General features: G+C 42.7%; 15 protein-coding genes and 1 pseudogene. 12 read left to right on the top strand and 4 right to left on the bottom strand.

All coding sequences use genetic code 11. From position 1 onward, the window contains the following. Positions 1-26: 26 nt before the first annotated feature. A complete protein-coding gene (locus tag IPP74_03200) occupies positions 27-920 on the bottom strand; it encodes a hypothetical protein (GenBank protein MBL0318299.1) in 894 nt (297 codons plus the stop codon). A 387-nt stretch (positions 921-1,307) separates the two neighbouring features. Between IPP74_03200 and IPP74_03195 the strand changes: the two genes are divergently transcribed. Continuing rightward, entirely contained in the window at positions 1,308-1,907 is a 600-nt protein-coding gene (locus tag IPP74_03195) for a hypothetical protein (protein ID MBL0318298.1), read from the top strand. Between the two features lie 185 nt (positions 1,908-2,092). Next, positions 2,093-3,442, top strand: coding sequence for a 3-deoxy-7-phosphoheptulonate synthase class II (locus IPP74_03190; GenBank protein ID MBL0318297.1), 1,350 nt, complete (start codon positions 2,093-2,095; stop codon positions 3,440-3,442). Between the two features lie 16 nt (positions 3,443-3,458). Here the strand turns inward: IPP74_03190 and IPP74_03185 are convergent, their stop codons facing one another. Beyond that, positions 3,459-3,614 (bottom strand): hypothetical protein, encoded by a 156-nt coding sequence (locus tag IPP74_03185; protein ID MBL0318296.1) that lies wholly within the window; start codon positions 3,612-3,614, stop codon positions 3,459-3,461. An 80-nt stretch (positions 3,615-3,694) separates the two neighbouring features. Next, positions 3,695-4,624, bottom strand: coding sequence for a DMT family transporter (locus IPP74_03180; GenBank protein ID MBL0318295.1), 930 nt, complete (start codon positions 4,622-4,624; stop codon positions 3,695-3,697). 173 nt (positions 4,625-4,797) lie between these two features. Here IPP74_03180 and rfbB point away from each other — a divergent pair, with 173 nt between their 5' ends. The 8 genes from rfbB to IPP74_03140 all read left to right on the top strand — a co-directional run bounded on the left by rfbB (position 4,798) and on the right by IPP74_03140 (position 11,836). Further along, entirely contained in the window at positions 4,798-5,835 is a 1,038-nt protein-coding gene (gene rfbB / locus IPP74_03175) for a dTDP-glucose 4,6-dehydratase (protein ID MBL0318294.1), read from the top strand. A gap of 2 nt (positions 5,836-5,837) precedes the next feature. Continuing rightward, entirely contained in the window at positions 5,838-6,722 is an 885-nt protein-coding gene (rfbA, locus tag IPP74_03170; GenBank protein ID MBL0318293.1) for a glucose-1-phosphate thymidylyltransferase RfbA, read from the top strand. A 50-nt stretch (positions 6,723-6,772) separates the two neighbouring features. After that, positions 6,773-7,645: a dTDP-4-dehydrorhamnose reductase gene (gene rfbD / locus IPP74_03165; GenBank protein MBL0318292.1), complete on the top strand. Its 873-nt coding sequence runs from the start codon at positions 6,773-6,775 to the stop codon at positions 7,643-7,645. Beyond that, positions 7,642-8,193: a dTDP-4-dehydrorhamnose 3,5-epimerase gene (gene rfbC, locus IPP74_03160; protein ID MBL0318291.1), complete on the top strand. Its 552-nt coding sequence runs from the start codon at positions 7,642-7,644 to the stop codon at positions 8,191-8,193. Before rfbD ends, rfbC begins: the two co-directional genes overlap by 4 nt. A gap of 45 nt (positions 8,194-8,238) precedes the next feature. After that, positions 8,239-9,168 (top strand): glycosyltransferase family 2 protein, encoded by a 930-nt coding sequence (locus tag IPP74_03155; GenBank protein MBL0318290.1) that lies wholly within the window; start codon positions 8,239-8,241, stop codon positions 9,166-9,168. After that, positions 9,134-9,577: a DedA family protein gene (locus IPP74_03150; protein MBL0318289.1), complete on the top strand. Its 444-nt coding sequence runs from the start codon at positions 9,134-9,136 to the stop codon at positions 9,575-9,577. Before IPP74_03155 ends, IPP74_03150 begins: the two co-directional genes overlap by 35 nt. Before the next feature lie 134 nt (positions 9,578-9,711). Further along, positions 9,712-11,514: a hypothetical protein gene (locus IPP74_03145; GenBank protein ID MBL0318288.1), complete on the top strand. Its 1,803-nt coding sequence runs from the start codon at positions 9,712-9,714 to the stop codon at positions 11,512-11,514. A 136-nt stretch (positions 11,515-11,650) separates the two neighbouring features. After that, entirely contained in the window at positions 11,651-11,836 is a 186-nt protein-coding gene (locus tag IPP74_03140) for a hypothetical protein (protein MBL0318287.1), read from the top strand. A 45-nt stretch (positions 11,837-11,881) separates the two neighbouring features. Here IPP74_03140 and ssb read toward each other — a convergent pair whose 3' ends face one another. Continuing rightward, a complete protein-coding gene (gene ssb, locus IPP74_03135) occupies positions 11,882-12,373 on the bottom strand; it encodes a single-stranded DNA-binding protein (protein ID MBL0318286.1) in 492 nt (163 codons plus the stop codon). A gap of 179 nt (positions 12,374-12,552) precedes the next feature. Between ssb and uvrA the strand changes: the two are divergent. Together uvrA and IPP74_03125 are read left to right on the top strand one after the other, a co-directional pair. Continuing rightward, a pseudogene (gene uvrA / locus IPP74_03130) lies at positions 12,553-15,452 on the top strand (excinuclease ABC subunit UvrA). 35 nt (positions 15,453-15,487) lie between these two features. Next, positions 15,488-16,810 (top strand): DUF1338 family protein, encoded by a 1,323-nt coding sequence (locus IPP74_03125; GenBank protein MBL0318285.1) that lies wholly within the window; start codon positions 15,488-15,490, stop codon positions 16,808-16,810. Positions 16,811-16,844: the final 34 nt, after the last annotated feature.

Raw genomic sequence — 16,844 nt, 5'->3', positions numbered from 1 at the left:
AATGATTTGACTTGTCGGCAATTCGACTAAAATTGATCCCGATGTTTTCCACCCAAGGCAGCAGCAGAACTCGCAATAAATGCAGCGGATAACGTTGACAAAAAGACGTATAGAGCCGTGTGCATAGCGGTTTTACGTGCTGCATCAGCCTCTTGTTTTGCTTGTAGTTTTGCTGAATTAAGTTGGGCAATTACATCATCGACTCTTTTAGACGCGTCAGCCTCGTTAAGTTTGGTGTGGGATTCGACGATTTGTGTTAGATAATCTTTGTCCTCAATGGAGATAGTTCCATTTTTCATACCAACGATAAGGATTCGAATCGCTTCAATACGTGAATCAGAATCTAAGGGGTTCACATGATCGGTGCGAAATAAACTATCGATAATATAATTGGTTGACTCATTTATCATATTAAAATTGCCATTGGTTGATTTTTGCGTTTGTGCATAACCGGCCCCTGCTGCAGTACCTGCAGAGATAGCGGTTACAGCGGTTGCGCCGCCCCCAATGACGGAAGAAATTGCAGACCCCAGAAAGCCAGCAGAAATAACAGTAGCTAACGACCATGATAGAAAGCCATGAGCGGTATCACGAAAATAGACTTCATCTGTATGAAGATTGACCACTTTGCAACGCAAACGACCAGTCAGGTAGCCACCTAAGCCGGAAGAAATACATTGCATGATGATAAGCCATAGGATCGTGCTAACCGTAAATGTTGTTGCCGATATACCTACATGTGCCCAAGGGGACACAGCAGCTAATCCTAAAGCAGAGCCTAGAAAGAGAAGCGTAAGTGAAACTGCAGCAGCGGTAAACGCTCCTGCGAAAACGGCCGACCATGCGACCGAAGTAGATGCGCCACAGATGCCTTTGCCGGTGCCGACAAATTCTGTATGTGTATTGGATGTTGTTTTCATAACAAACTCCTTATGAATAGGTAATCAATTAGTTGTTTAATGCCAAAATATAGCGAGTAAAATGATGATAGGAATAGGTACACCTAATAACCAAAGTAATAATCCGCGTCCCATAATAACCTCCCTTTTATAGAATATATAAATTCTATACTTGTGTGTTTGTGAGGATGATTAAAATGTACTTATAATCACCGCTCTATTATGGATGATATTACTTTGTTCGTAAGGATGCGATTTGTATAATGCCACGGAGCATATTTTTTTCGTAAAGGAGTCTTTAATGAACGTGTAAAACGCTTATGTTGATTGCTTTGCTCTCCAAGAAACGCCGAATTATAGATAGTTTACGTTTTACCTGGCCTGGGTTATCCGCTATAATGAGCGGCTATGAAGGTGAAAAAATACATTCTGATTGGCTGTTTGCTTATGGCCTTAGTGACTGTAACTGCTTATTGCGGTAATCTCTGGTTTGAATCTCAGGCAAAGGCAGAAACGGTTAGAAAAAATCTTGCGCATGCGGCAATCAACAGTATTAAGCACGCATATGCAGCAAGTCAGCTTTACACATTGTTTCGCACGCTGCATGTTACCGATTCATCATCGCAGAGCGTAGTGGTTTTTTTAGGAAAAATGAACGAATGCGCGGAGCTTGTCTTAAATCCACTGCGCCGCAGAGATTCAACCGACGAAATAAAGAAGGATCTACATAATAATATTGTCGGGGTCCAGAGTGCCAGATGGCTTGAGTTGCATGGTAAGGAAAGTCATTCAAGCATGAGGTTGCAAACCTTGGGCACCTTGGCAAAGGGGAATATATTGCTTCTTTCACCCACAGACGTTAACACGGTTTATGCACTGGATTTGCCTACCTCTAAGCCAAGATTTCGGTTATTAGACGCTTACGAGTGGTTTGACCAACATCAGCAGGTCATTATATTGCGAACAATAAAATTTATGGATAAAGGCGAAAAAGGTCTTGATCAATAGGGGCTATCACGTGTCTGATAACGCTTCTTTTGCTATTTTTAATAGCAACGTTGTGGCTTGAACTTGGAGCAAATAATATTATATGCTCTCCATCCAGAGTCGAAAAAAGCCCCTTTATAAACCCATCATTGCATACAAGCATTATGACGTGCTATACTGGGGCACTCGTTAAGTTAAGGATTTTTATGGTTAATACTTCATGGACTCCATCCGGTTGGCGCCGATTGCCTATTAAACAGCAGCCTATCTATACAGATCAGGTCAAATTGCTGGATGTTGAGCAGCGTTTAGCACAGTTGCCTCCATTGGTTCTACCTAATGAAATTCGTCGGCTGAAACGACAGCTTGCCGATGTGTGTGAAGGCAATGCTTTCTTATTACAAGGTGGTGATTGTGCCGAAAGCTTTGCCGAATTCAGTGATCAAAATATTCGGGATTTTTTCCGCGTAATGCTCCAAATGACCGTAGCGCTTATGTACGGGACTGGTCGTCCTGTGGTTAAAGTGGGACGGGTTGCCGGGCAGTTTGCCAAGCCGCGTTCCGAAGATATTGAAACCATTGACGGAGTTACCCTTCCCAGTTATCGCGGGGATATGGTTAATGGCGTTGAATTTAATGCTGAGGCGCGCGTACCAGACCCAGAAAGACTCATCCGCGTCTACCAGCAATCGTCTATGAGCCTGAATTATCTGCGAGCTTTGGCGCAAAGTGGTTATGCTGCATTGTCTACGGTGACTCAATGGAACAAAGATTTTATCGATCGCTCTCCTCAAGGGAAGCATTTTAAAGATATTGCCAATCGTATTAATGAATGCCTGGTCTTTATCGAGGCTTGCGGACTTAAATTAGATCAGATCGAGCAATTTAATGAAGCTGATTTTTATTCATCCCACGAGGCGTTATTGCTCAATTATGAAGAATCCTTGACACGCAGGGATGAAAGCGATGGCGGCTATTATGATTGTTCGGCGCATATGGTGTGGATAGGCGATCGTACCCGCGATCTAGACGGTGCCCATGTTGAATATTTTCGTGGGATTGAAAATCCAATCGGAGTGAAAGTCGGGCCTTCCATGAAGATCGATAATCTATTGAAACTGATTGATGTATTAAATCCTCAGAATACCCCTGGCAGGTTAGTCCTTATTTCAAGGATGGGAGCTGAAAAAGTCGGTGTTTTATTGCCACCACTCGTAAGAGCCGTTCACCAGGCTGGTAAAAAAGTAGTGTGGTCATGTGATCCAATGCATGGTAATACCATTAAATCTCCTAACGGTTTGAAAACGCGTCCATTCAATCTTATTCTGGCTGAAATCAGGAGTTTCTTTGAAATCCATAAAGCAGAAGGCACTATTGCTGGTGGCGTTCACTTTGAAATGACAGGACAGGATGTTACTGAATGTACAGGAGGTGCCCAGGCTATTTCGGAAGTGAATCTAAAAGACAGATATCAAACCCTGTGTGATCCGCGCTTAAACGGGTCGCAAAGTTTGGAATTGGCTTTTTTGATTTCTGAAGAATTGAAAGCCCAATAAGTATTGGGACGTCTCATTACGAATTCGGTTGGCTATGCCCGTAAGAAACAGCCAGGCGATCAAGTATCGCGTCTTTGTCCCGTACAATATGGATTAAGGTTACGATTTCCAGAACAAACATAGCAGACATGATAACGGCAAGGGATAATAAGAATTTTTTGCGGACAACCATAGGAGATCCATATAAAGTTAATCGATCTATTATACGATAATTATTTAATGTATTCAATTTAATAAGTATTTTATTGTATTTTACTGTAATATTTCTGTCTTAATAGATTCGATTTTTGCTTTTTTTCTATGAGATAGTTTTGCTTCCCGACGGGCTATGTATATGGTGCTGACGGTAATGATGACAGCCCCGATAAGTACAGGTTGATCGAGGGTTTGATGAAAGGCAATATAGGCAAAAATGGAAGCAAAAATAAGCCTGAAAAAGTCAAATTGAACCACAAATGAAGTATCTGTTTTACTAATGGCTGTGGTTAAACTTAATTGTCCCAGGCTCGATGAAACACCAATTGCCAGTAATACGAGCATATCGGTTAAGGTTAACGTTTCCCAGTGCATATACGCAAAAGGAAACGAAACGGGAATCATAATAAGCGTAAAATAAAAGACGATTGTGATTGGTTTTTCTGTTCGTGAAAGCATTTTCATGAAAACGGAGGCAAGCGCCCAAAAACAGGTTGTAACCAAGACGATAAGGGATTGAACATGAAAAGCGCTTGTTCCAGGACGAAGTATGATAAGGGCTCCCAAGAAGCCAATGACTAGGGCAATCATACGGTGATACCCCACTTTTTCAGATAAAAATATGACAGCTAGAATGGTCGTAAATAAAGGTGCTGTAAAACTCAAGGCTATCGCATTATTGACCGGCATAATCGTTAAACTGTAAAACCATAACATCATCCCTACTGCGCCAATAGAAGAGCGTGCAAAGTGAAAATGAAGCCGTTTGGTAAAGATCAATTTTTTAAAATTGCCATGAATAAAAGGCATTAAAAATAATAAGCTGCACACATTGCGGCCAAAGACCATCACCATAGGGTTCATTAAGTTTGAGGAATGTTGAATGAACACAGCCATAAGTGCGAACCAAAACGAGCTGGAAACACTCCAGACAATGGCTTGAATTTCAGGGGTATGTCCCTGGAGATAATCAAAGGGTTTTTTCAAATGTTGGATCATAGAACTGTATTTTTACACGTACTATAGAGCTATTTTATTAAGAATCTATACTCAAATTTTTGCCATAAATGGTTGATACTTCAACATGAGGTTATGCTTTATTTTTGGGAGTAAAGCCGTTATAGTGCTGGTCAAAAATAGGTCATGTGGGCAGTGGTAATATGAACAAGCATATCCTCGTAACGGGTGGGGCAGGGTTTATCGGCAGTTGTTTTGTGGAGTACGCATTATCGCAGGGGCACCAGGTGCTTGTCCTGGATAAACTTACCTATGCAGGTAACCTGGTTAATTTAATCCACGTCAATGATCATCCTGGTTATCGTTTTTTTAGAGGTGACATCTGCGATGGTGCTTTGGTGTTACGATTGTTGAATGAATATAATATTGATGCAATTGTGCATATGGCCGCCGAGTCACATGTCGATAATTCAATTTCATCGCCTTCAGCCTTTATCGAAACGAATATGATTGGTACTTACACGATGCTTGAAAGTGCCCGGCAATATTGGCTGTCATTGGATAATAAGCGGCGTGACCAATTGAGAATGGTGTATGTTTCTACGGATGAGGTCTTTGGTTCATTGGGAGAATCTGGAATTTTTACCGAAAGCAGCCCTATTCAACCTAATTCCCCGTATTCTGCTTCCAAGGCAGGTGGCGATTTACTGGCAAGGGCATGGTTTCATACGTATGGTATGCCGGTTATTACGACCCATTGCAGTAATAATTATGGTTTGCGTCAGCATCCTGAGAAACTGATCCCTAAGATGATTTCACGCGCACTCAGCAAGCAAGCCTTAACCGTGTATGGTGATGGTAAAAATATCAGAGATTGGATCCATGTTGAGGATCATTGCCAGGGTATTTATCTGGCATTGATGCGTGGAGTGGCGGGTGAGACCTATGGTTTTGGCGGTAATTGTGAACGGCAGAATAACCAGGTCGTGTCGGCGATCTGCGCTATGTTGGATAGAATCAAACCCAACGAAGATGGCAGTAGTTACGCTGCGCTTATTCACCACGTGGATGATCGTTTGGGGCATGACAGACGGTACGCATTAGCTAGTAGTAAGGCCGAGCGTGATTTGGGCTATCAGAACCGTTATGCGTCACTGGAGGCTGGTCTTGAACAGACGGTGCGATGGTATTTAGATAATCAAGAATGGTGTCGAACTATTCTTCAAAGCAGCGGAGAGTGACTATGAAAGGAATTATTCTTGCTGGTGGGAGCGGAACCAGGCTTTTGCCTCTTACCAAATCGGTCAGTAAACAGGTTTTGCCTATTTATGATAAGCCGATGATCTATTACCCGTTGTCAGTATTAATGCAGGCAGGTATTCGGGATATCCTTATTATAAGTACTCCACGGGATTTACCGGTTATTAGGGAAATGCTCGGGAATGGAGATCAATTTGGTATTAAACTGACCTACCAGGAACAGTTAAAACCTGAAGGCATTGCCCAAGCGTTCATCCTGGCAGAAACATTTATCGGCGATAGTTCCGTTGCGTTGATTTTAGGTGATAATATTTTTTATGGTGAGAGTTTAGTTAATTCGCTTAAGCAAGTTGCCAAACTTAAAACAGGTGGCTGCATTTTTGCGTACCACGTGAAAGATCCAGAAAGATACGGTGTGGTTGAATTGGACGCACAGGGTAAAGCATTACGCATTATTGAAAAACCTAAGGAATTCATTTCTTCCTGGGCGGTGACTGGTCTTTATTTTTATGATCCGCTCGTGGTTGAAATTGCTAAATCTCTTGCGCCTTCTGAGCGTGGTGAACTTGAAATTACCGATGTGAATCAACGTTATTTGGAACAAAAAGAATTGCAGGTACAGTTTCTTGGCCGAGGTGTTGCCTGGCTGGATGCGGGAACGCATGATTCTATGCTTAAAGCCTCGGTATTTGTGCAAACGGTTGAAGAGCGGCAAGGGCTCAAAATTGCCGCTATCGAAGAGGTTGCCTACCGTTGCGGATTTATTGATAAAAACCAATTAAAAGCATTAGCATCTTTATACGGAAAAAATGATTATGGCAGGTATTTGATGGACGTTTCGATTGAGGCTATACCAACCAGTACCTAAGTGGGAGAGCTCAATGAGTGGGAGTAAAAAGCATGGCACGTTATGAGGCAATGTCGCCGGTATTAGTCTTCGGTGCTAATGGTCAGGTGGGAGCTAGTTTAGTTGATATATTAGGTGTGAGCGGTGTTGGCTTTACCAGATTTGAAGCTGATTTTAGCCAGCCTGATTCGGTTATTAGGGTTCTTGAAACCATAAAGCCGCGTTGTGTCATCAATGCTGCAGCCTATACACATGTGGATATGGCTGAAAAGGAAGAAGACCTGGCTATTCAGATTAATGCCGTTACTCCGGGTTTGATTGCCGGTTATTGTTACGATCATGCAATCCCATTTATCCATTATTCAACCGATTATGTTTTCAATGGGAAGGGTGAAAGACCCTGGACTGAAGCCGATGTAACGGAACCTCTTAACGCCTATGGGCGCAGCAAGTTAAAAGGTGAACAATTGATTGAAGCCGTTGGCGGGAAATATCTTATTTTTAGAACGTCATGGGTCTATGACCATGTTGGAAAGAATTTTTTGACCACGATGCTGCGCTTAGGCAAAGAGCGTTTGCACCTTAAAGTCGTAAACGATCAATATGGAGCGCCTACCTATGCGCGTGATTTAGCCCAAGCATCCTTACAAGTCGTTATGAATGCAATAGGAGAAGAAAATTTCCCCTGGGGAATGTATCATCTGTGCCATGGTGGGGTAACGACATGGTATCATTTTGCCGATATGATTTTTCATCATGCTAAACAAGCTGGGATACCGTTAGTGATCGAAACACTCGATCCGATTAAATCAACCGAATATCCAACACCGGCGAAACGACCGGCCAATTCGCGTTTGGATTGTTCGAAAGCCAAACAATTATTAGGGGTCTCACTGCCGTTATGGCAGGAAGGCCTTACATTGTGCATGGAGAGAGTTATATGAAAGTTACCGATACTGGCTTTGATGGATTAAAACTCATAGAACTTAAGCGTTTTGAAGATAACCGTGGATTTTTCATGGAACGCTATAATGAGCAACGTTTTGCGGAACTTGGACTTCCTGCGTATTTTGCACAGGATAACCATTCGCAGTCAAAGCCTGGAGTGTTACGTGGCCTTCATTATCAATTTGATTGGCCACAGGGAAAACTGGTAGGCGTGGTTCGCGGAAGCATTTGGGATGTGGCGGTTGATATTCGCCCATCATCGCCGACATTTGGAAAATATTACGGTGTTGAATTATCCGCTGAGAATGGACGCTTATTGTGGATAAGTCCAGGATTCGCCCATGGTTTTTGTGTAGTGGGTGATGAGATAGCGGATGTTTTTTATAAGGTAACGGCTGTCTATCAGGCGCATGGTGAAAAGGGCATACGCTGGAATGATCCTGAGTTTGCTATTCAATGGCCGCTCAATAATCCAATTATTTCAGAGCGAGATGAACAGCTTCCATCGTTTGCCGAGTATAAAAATAATCCTAAATTTGCGTAAATCCCGGTTAGTCTTGATGCAAGATGGAGTGAAATAAATTTTAATATGGTTCCAGATGGGCTGTCTTCCGTAAGTGTGGTGGTAGTAAGTTATTTTACTGGATGGGAAGTGCTGTCGCAGGCGGTTTCTTCAATTTTATCCCAGGATTACCTTAAAGAACTTATTCTTGTTGATAATGGCAATCCCGATGAAATTCAAGGTAGGATCAAAAATCTCACCAACCATGATGCACGTCTACTGTGGTTGAGCCAGCCAAGAAACCTTGGTTTTGCCGCAGGCTGTAATGAGGGTGTTAAGCTTTCGTCCGGAAAATATATTCTGTTATTGAACCCAGATACAGTGTTACCGCCGCATGCATTTGCACCTTTGTTGCAGGCATTTGAAGCCGATTCCCATGTGTGGATGGTTGGGTGTTTGCTGCGCAATCATGATGGTACTTTCCAGGAAACGTGCATTCGTAATCTTATTACGCCGGTTAATGCCGTGGTTGAAGCTCTTAGGCTGTATCGATTTCTCAAAATAGACGGTGTCAATTATCGCTTATCATCCTTACCAGCGTATCCGGTCCCTGTACAGGCTATATCGGGAGCATTTATGATGATGCCAGTGGCAAAGTACCGGCATGTGGGAGGGATGGATGAGAAATATTTTCTCCACGTTGAAGATATGGATCTGTGTTACCGCGTCCAAGAAATGGAAGGTAAGATATTTTTTGTACCTGCTGTTGAAGTGACCCATATTGGCCAGACCAGTAGAAAAAGTAGGTTTAAGGTTGAGTGGCATAAAACCAGGGGGATTATGCGGTATTTTCGTAAGCATTTTAAATACCGCTATTTTCCAGGATGGTTATTGATTGCCAATCTGTTATTATTGACTCGTTTTGGTGTGATTTGCGTTGTTTTATCAACCCAACAATTAATTGAAACTATAAGGAGTAAGCATGAATCCCGCAATGAGTCTAGCAGAGGCGTATAGTTTTCTCTTTGGCGATTCGGTTATGGGAGCGATGCTGGTGCCCATCCATCGGCCTTTTATCCATGACGTCATGGTTTTGTTTCATGTTTTTCCGGTGTGGCAAATTATTGGCATAGCAAGCCTTGGGGCTGTGTGCGGGAATCTTATTAACTGGTTATTGGGGCATGTATTTAGATCCATTGATCGTTCTGGCTGGTTGGAGCGCAATTCAGATCATTCCAAAGTTTCAATGCTGCGCCTGTACCGCTTTCGCTGGCTTATTTTGCTGACAAGTGGTTTTCCGGTTTTTGGTAATGTCATTTCCTTTGGTGCGGGTGTTTTCAGGGTACGCTTCTATGAAATATTCATCGCCAGCCTGATTGGGCATGCTATTTATTATAGTTTTGTGGTAACGGCTCTGCTTCATTAAGTAAAATTGCTTTCGTGGTTGGGTTTTATATTCTATTATTGTGTATGAATAATGAAATATCTTTCTTTGTGTCATATTTATACAGCATTTTTCTTGTAATATAAAGCTATGATGTAAATAGAAAAGGACGGACAATGAAAGCTTTTTTTGGCGTAACAAGGTCACGAAAAAAAACTGCAATGAGTGTGGAAAGCCAGCTTTATAAGCCTAGTGATCCAACGGATGAGCGCAAGAAATTTTATTTCGATACCAGAAAGGACGCGAAAAAATTTAATGATTTATTAAAACATGCTGGAGTCATGGACAATGCAAATCCAGGGAAAAAGAAAGCAGTCGAGAAGGACAAAACGAAGAAAAAACCATATTTCATAACGTTACTCCCTGCCGAAATAATGGAGTTTAATGTTTATTGTGAGAAAAAATCGATAGCGTCATATCTCCCTATCCAGTTATGGGGAAAGCTGACTCAAAAAAATGATGAGGCACCTCAAACTGAAGTTCATTTGCCTTCGCTAGATGTGGTACCTGTAGATCTAACAGCCGATGAAAGAAAAGCAGAAAAATCAGAGGAAGCAGAGATCTTGTCTGCATCACGTGTGGTTTCTAACCCTGTGGCTAGCAAGCTTTATAATCCAAAAAACCCAAATGATGTGCGCAAGAAATTTTATTTTGCTAACAAAAAAGACGCAGAAAATTTTAATGCCTTATTAAAAGATGCCGGAGTCATGAGTCGTACAAATCCAAAGGATATGAAAACGATCCAAGACGGTGAAACGAGGGAAGAACCACATTTCATAATGTTACTCCCTAGCGATATAGAAACGCTCAATGTTTATTGTGAGAAAGAATCCATAGCGACATATCAACCTATCCAGTTATGGGGAAGGATGACTCAAAAAAATGATGTGGCACCTCAAACTAACGTTCAAACTAACGTTTCTTTGCCTTCGCAATACCCTGTAAATCACAGCACTGCTGAAAGAAAAGCCGAGAAATCAGAGGAGTCAGAGGAGTCAGAGAACGTTTCTTACGTATCAACGGTTCGTGAAAGTAAATTTCAAAAAATTTCATATGCTGAGTATGGTTCAGACCATGGTATGCAGCGAATCAAAGTCGGAGAAGGAATGCATGCACTGAAAGGCGGTATCTGGAATATGATGCAGCAATGCAAGACTACTAGTGACTTCAGTAATAACCCCTTAAAAATAAATGAAACAGACCACGAATATAAAACACGCCTTATCAAACAACTCGATTATATTAAAAAGTGTCTGATTCGTGGAAGAGAAGATTTTTTGATGTTACAGGAGGCTACCTGGTTTGGCAGAGGTAAATTATTTGCTCCCATTAACAAGCAGTTTAAAGCTGATTTATCACAGCTTGGCTATTCTATAACCTTTATCAAATCTAAACCCAATGGACCAAAAGATCAGCAATTTCTAGTAACCATTTATAATCATAATAAGCTAAAACTTATCCCTGGTAGCGAGCGCGGTCTTTTTGAAAGTCAGATTGAAGGGCAACCTAGTAAGAAACGCGGTTTTGAAGCTTGTTTTGATTATAACGCAGCCAATAGACAGGTTGCTCTTACAAATGTCCATTTGGATTATGCGTTTGACCACAGCCCACAGATAGATGAATATCTTTCACAAAGCCAAACAATGAGTAAACGGCTGACAATTATTGGCGGAGATACTAATTGTCCTGCAGGATATAAAAGTTCAGTCAACCTGTTGGCGGTCAAAAAGCCCACTAATTTCCACCAGGAAAAGGGACAATTGAAAGTTCACGATGAGAGAATCGGTAGTATTAAAGCCATTGATGGTTTCTACCTTGATCGGGCGCAACACTATAAACTAAGAAAGTCGGATACAATAAAGCTCACTCATGCTGAAGATGTCAGAGTTCGTTGTCCCGGTAAGTTCATAGGCCTATAAGAGGGGTATCCATACCACCTAACGTTTTAGACTATGTAGGAAATACCGAGGAATTGCACGTGTCTTATCGTTACCCCGGGCACGTGTACTATTGCCGTAGAGGCGCACTCGTAGGGTGTGTTTAGGAGGTGTGTTTATGATGACCTCCATTGCGCGGTATCGGCATCCAGATGGGATTGATGAAAAATATCTCCTCCATGCAGAGGATCTGGATTTGTTTATCGTACCTATGAGATGGAAGGTAAAACGTTATGGTCCCAAGCGTATAAGTAATGTATGCGGGGGTACAGCCAGCAAGACCAGCAAGCTCAGCCTAGAATGAACTAAAACGAAAGGGGGAGTCGTATCTTTCGGTCTGTCTTCTTATCTAAAACGGAATATCATCATCAATCATTTTTCCGCCAAAAGAGGGAGCGGATGGGCTGGATGCAAACGGGGAAGGGGCAGCAGAAGGAGCTGGTGCTTGATAAGCAGACTCATCACCTACCCCACCTTCAGAACCGCCACTGCGGCCATCAAGCATGATTAATTGGCCGCTGAAATTTTGTAAAACAATTTCAGTTGTGTAGCGCTCGATATTCGTTTGATCGGTCCATTTGCGTGTTTGCAACTGGCCTTCGATATACACTTTTGAACCTTTGCGCAAATAATTTTTAACGACGCGAACGAGGCCTTCATTGAAGACGACAACCCGGTGCCATTCGGTACGTTCATTACGTTCACCTGTGTTTTTATCTTTCCATGATTCAGAGGTGGCAATGGTGATATTAGCGATTTCGCCGCCACTTTGTGTGCTACGAATTTCTGGGTCGCGACCCAGGTTACCAATGAGGGTGACTTTGTTTAAACTTCCAGCCATAACGCTTCCTTTTGCAATACTGCTATTTCATTAAATGTGGGCAGTTTCCTGATTCTAACCGTTTCCAAAGGCCGCTGCAAGTACGAAGCTTGCGAAAAATAAAGATTTTTTAGTTGAGTGTAGGCTGTGGAGCGCATATCATAGGGGATCGGAAACATGAATAACTATGAAGGAGCACTATGTCTGATACAGCGGAATTCATTCGGGTACGTAATGCCAAACAGCATAATCTAAAAGGAATTGACGTTGATATTCCCACGAAACAGTTGGTGGTGATCACTGGCCCGTCTGGTTCAGGAAAATCGTCTCTTGCTTTTGATACAGTCTATGCGGAAGGGCAGCGTCGCTATGTCGAAAGCTTATCTGCTTATGCCCGTCAGTTCTTGCAATTACAGAGCAAACCGGATGTTGAATCAATCACCGGATTGTCACCCGCCATTGCCATCGATCAAAAAACCACATCGAAAAATCCGCGCTCGACGGTTTCAACAGTAACTGAAATTTATGACTATATGCGTTTGTTGTACGCGCGTATCGGTGTGCCATATTCGCCTGCAACCGGTAAACCTATTGAAAGCCAAACCATCAGCATGATGGTTGATGCAGTGCTTAAATTGCCTGAAGGAACAAAGTTTTATATCCTGGCTCCAATCGTACGTGGTCATAAAGGGGAACATCGCCGTGAAATATTAGAACTTAAAAAACAAGGCTACACCCGCATCAAAATCGATAATGAAATTTTTGAAATTGATGATTTCCCCCCGATTGATAAAAACAAGAAACATAATATCGAAGTCGTGATTGACCGCCTGGTAATTAATGCGGAACTGGGCAATCGTCTTCCTGATAGTTTAGAGACAGCCTGTAAACTAGCAGGTGGGTTAGTTTATGTGGAATTGGTGGAAGTGCCAGAAGGCAAAAAACTTCCTGATGGTGTGACTTTAGAAGAGAAAATGATTTTCTCTGAAAAATTTGCCTGCCCGATTTCTGGATTCACGTTATCGGAAATTGAGCCGCGTTTATTTTCATTCAACAGCCCCTATGGTGCATGCCCTGCATGTGATGGTTTGGGAACTGAGCTGGTTTATGACGCCGAGTTGATTATCCCAGATAAAACCAAAACGCTACGTGAAGGCGCTATTTCGCCATGGACAGGGAGCCAGCAACGTTTATATACGCAAATTCTTGAAAGTCTTGGTAAGCATTACGGATTCAGTGTTGATGTGCCCTATTCTGAATTGACCCAGGAAGCACAGGACGTTCTATTGAATGGCACGGGCGAAGAACAAGTGCAAATGGATTATAATGATGGTGTGCAGCATTACCGTGTCAAAAAGAAATTTGAAGGGGTGATCGCCAATGTTAAGCGTTTGGCGGCTGAGTATAATACCGACCATATGCACGAGGAAAACGAAAAATACCAAAGCACAACCCGTTGCCACGTTTGTGATGGTTATCGTCTGCGTCCCGAAGCTTTATGTATTCGAATCGCCGATAAACATGTGGGCGAAGTCTGCCGTTTGACGATTACTGAAGCCATTGAATGGTTTGAGCAATTGCCTAGCAAATTAAATAAAACACACAACAAAATTGGAGAGCGGGTTATTAAGGAGCTGCAAAAGCGATTGGGATTCCTCTATAATGTGGGGCTTGATTACCTGACTCTAAGCCGTGAATCGGGAACACTCTCGGGTGGTGAAAGCCAGCGTATCCGTCTGGCGTCCCAAATTGGTTCGGGATTAAGTGGTGTGATTTATGTACTGGATGAGCCTTCGATTGGTCTTCACCAGCGCGATAATGATAAATTGCTGCATACCCTCAAACAATTGCGTGATTTAGGAAATTCGGTGATTGTTGTGGAGCATGATGAAGATACCATTCGTAACGCAGACCATCTGATTGACGTAGGGCCTGGTGCCGGTATTCACGGTGGTTATGTTGGCGCAAAAGTACTCCGCTGGAAGTACAGGAAGTGGCCGAAAGTATCACTGGACAGTATTTGAAAGGTACGCAGTATATTGCTGTACCTAAAATACGTCGCAAAACCGATGGGCGTAAAGCTATCAGCATTGAAGGTGCACGTGTTAATAATCTTAAGAACGTATCCGTGGATATTCCGTTGGGAACCTTTACCTGCGTGACGGGTGTATCCGGTGGTGGAAAATCCAGTTTGGTTATCCATACGTTATATAAAACCCTGGCGCGTTTAATGAATGGTGCTAAAACGGTTCCTGGACCGCATGATGCCATTCACGGGATTGAGCGTATCGACAAAATTATCGAAATTGACCAATCACCTATTGGTCGTACACCAAGGTCGAATCCTGCTACCTATACCGGAGCATTTTCATTGATTCGTGATTGGTATACAGCGTTGCCAGAATCCAAAGCACGCGGTTATAAATCGGGCAGATTCTCTTTCAACGTCAAAGGTGGACGTTGCGAAGCTTGTCAGGGTGATGGCATGCTCAAGATTGAAATGCACTTCTTGCCGGATGTCTATGTTAATTGTGACGCATGTGGAGGAGCTCGTTATAATCGTGAAACGTTAGAAGTTACTTTCAAAGGTAAATCCATTGCGCAAGTATTGGATATGACTGTGGATGATGCTGCCGCGTTCTTCACGAATATGCCGCTCATTAAAGAAAAGCTCGATGCATTGCAGGAAGTGGGGCTTGGCTATATTAAAATAGGCCAGTCTGCCACGACTCTTTCTGGCGGTGAAGCGCAACGGGTGAAATTGGCCAAAGAATTGTCGAAGCGTTCTACAGGCCGTACCCTTTATATTCTCGATGAGCCTACGACTGGATTGCATACCCATGACATAAGCCGCTTGCTTAAAGTACTGCATAAACTGGTGGAAGCCGGGAATACCGTCTTGGTCATCGAACATAATCTGGATGTGATTAAAACAGCAGATTGGATTATCGATGTGGGTCCAGGAGGCGGTGATAAAGGGGGCTACATCGTTGCCGAAGGGACGCCAGAACTTGTGGTTCAGTGCAAGGAAAGTATTACAGGAAAGTATTTGAAACCTTACCTTACGCGTAAGTATGCAGGTGAAGTGGAGACTGCCTAATATCGTTGGTTGCTGATTGAGGAAAAGGAGGATCTATGGCCTTGGTTTCTGCAAATACGTTGCGTAAGCGGTTTTTTAAACAGCTATCGGAGATGTATGCTAAAGAAGTGCCGTTATACGACAAATTGTTGGAAACGGTAAAGGATATAAACCAGCTTGTAGCATCCCAGCATCCTGAATGGGGCCTCACTGATGAGCAGTTGCGGAATCTCAGTAGTGAGCGTCATGGCGCTATCCGCTTGGGTAAACCTTCTGAATTAAAGATGATGGCCAGGTTCTTTAACCAACTTGGAATGCAGCCGGTTAATTTTTATAATCTCGCGGATGCCGGGGCCAAGAGCCAGCCGGTAATTTCTACGGCATTCAGACCCTTAAAGCACGCGGATCATCGCATTTTCTGTTCATTATTAATGACAGATTACTTTGAGGATGAGATACGCAAACGGATTGAAGACGCGTTGGAAGCTCGCGAGATTTTTTCTGAAACATTGGTGGCGCTCATTGAAATTGGCGAATCCCAAGGCGGTTTTGACGAAAAGCAGGCTCAGCAATTTATAGAAGAAGGTCAAACGCTTTTTGGTTGGAGGGGGCAAGCAACGGACTATCAGCTCTATCAAGACCTCGTTGCTAAAAAAGTAAACATAGCGGCGGATGTTGCCTGTTTCCCTAATCCGCATCTCAATCACTTAACGCCTAATTCACTAGATATTGAGCGGTTATATCAAGAAATGAAACAGCGTTTAGGTGATCAGTATAAAATGTATGACCATAAAGGTATGAAAGACAGTATTGAAGGTCCACCTTCATCGCCCGCTCTGGTTTTTTTAAGGCAGACTTCGTATAAGGCTCTGACCGAAAAAGTGATATTCAAGAATCCTGTTGATGGTTCAGAAACCCAGGCAACGCATACTGCACGGTTTGGCGAGATTGAGCAGCGTGGAGTGGCGATGACCCAAAAGGGGCGGAAACTCTATGATGAGGCAATTAAAAAGGCAGAAGCGATCGATGCACAGCTGGCGGTTAAAGATTATGATGCCTATATGCAGGCTTATGCCGATTGCTTTACCGAAATTCCAAGAACTCATACTGAATTACGCAACAGGCAATTGGCTTTTTACCGTTATGAAGTGACCGATAAAGGATACGAAACCATCCACGCAAAGGAATCTGTTCCAGGTGACATTGAGTCATGTATTGCAGCCGAATTAATCCATTATGTGCCTATTCGCTATGAAGATTTCCTTCCTGTGAGTGCAGCAGGTATTTTTGCTTCTAACTTGAATCAATATGGAACAGAGAGCGAAAATGCCAACCATCGCCAGTATCATAAAAGCATTACTGGAAGAGATCATGGGTAAGAAAATTACAGAAGCTGATGATATCTATGCACAT

The sequence above is a fragment of the Alphaproteobacteria bacterium genome (assembly GCA_016722515.1).
GTDB lineage: Bacteria > Pseudomonadota > Alphaproteobacteria > Rickettsiales > JADKJE01 > JADKJE01.
The sequence above is the reverse complement of the archived record's forward strand: the minus strand, read 5'-3'. Positions and strand labels throughout refer to the sequence as shown.

Excerpts from the sequence above, each read along its gene's own strand:
- rfbD (MBL0318292.1), top strand. The coding sequence starts at position 6,773 with ATGTCGCCGGTATTAGTCTTCGGTGCTAATGGTCAGGTGGGAGCTAGT.
- IPP74_03155 (MBL0318290.1), top strand. The coding sequence starts at position 8,239 with ATGGTTCCAGATGGGCTGTCTTCCGTAAGTGTGGTGGTAGTAAGTTAT.
- rfbC (MBL0318291.1), top strand. The coding sequence starts at position 7,642 with ATGAAAGTTACCGATACTGGCTTTGATGGATTAAAACTCATAGAACTT.
- IPP74_03195 (MBL0318298.1), top strand. The coding sequence starts at position 1,308 with ATGAAGGTGAAAAAATACATTCTGATTGGCTGTTTGCTTATGGCCTTA.
- IPP74_03125 (MBL0318285.1), top strand. The coding sequence starts at position 15,488 with ATGGCCTTGGTTTCTGCAAATACGTTGCGTAAGCGGTTTTTTAAACAG.
- IPP74_03185 (MBL0318296.1), bottom strand. The coding sequence starts at position 3,614 with ATGGTTGTCCGCAAAAAATTCTTATTATCCCTTGCCGTTATCATGTCT.
- IPP74_03150 (MBL0318289.1), top strand. The coding sequence starts at position 9,134 with ATGAATCCCGCAATGAGTCTAGCAGAGGCGTATAGTTTTCTCTTTGGC.
- rfbB (MBL0318294.1), top strand. The coding sequence starts at position 4,798 with ATGAACAAGCATATCCTCGTAACGGGTGGGGCAGGGTTTATCGGCAGT.
- IPP74_03200 (MBL0318299.1), bottom strand. The coding sequence starts at position 920 with ATGAAAACAACATCCAATACACATACAGAATTTGTCGGCACCGGCAAA.
- ssb (MBL0318286.1), bottom strand. The coding sequence starts at position 12,373 with ATGGCTGGAAGTTTAAACAAAGTCACCCTCATTGGTAACCTGGGTCGC.
- rfbA (MBL0318293.1), top strand. The coding sequence starts at position 5,838 with ATGAAAGGAATTATTCTTGCTGGTGGGAGCGGAACCAGGCTTTTGCCT.
- IPP74_03140 (MBL0318287.1), top strand. The coding sequence starts at position 11,651 with ATGATGACCTCCATTGCGCGGTATCGGCATCCAGATGGGATTGATGAA.
- IPP74_03145 (MBL0318288.1), top strand. The coding sequence starts at position 9,712 with ATGAAAGCTTTTTTTGGCGTAACAAGGTCACGAAAAAAAACTGCAATG.
- IPP74_03190 (MBL0318297.1), top strand. The coding sequence starts at position 2,093 with ATGGTTAATACTTCATGGACTCCATCCGGTTGGCGCCGATTGCCTATT.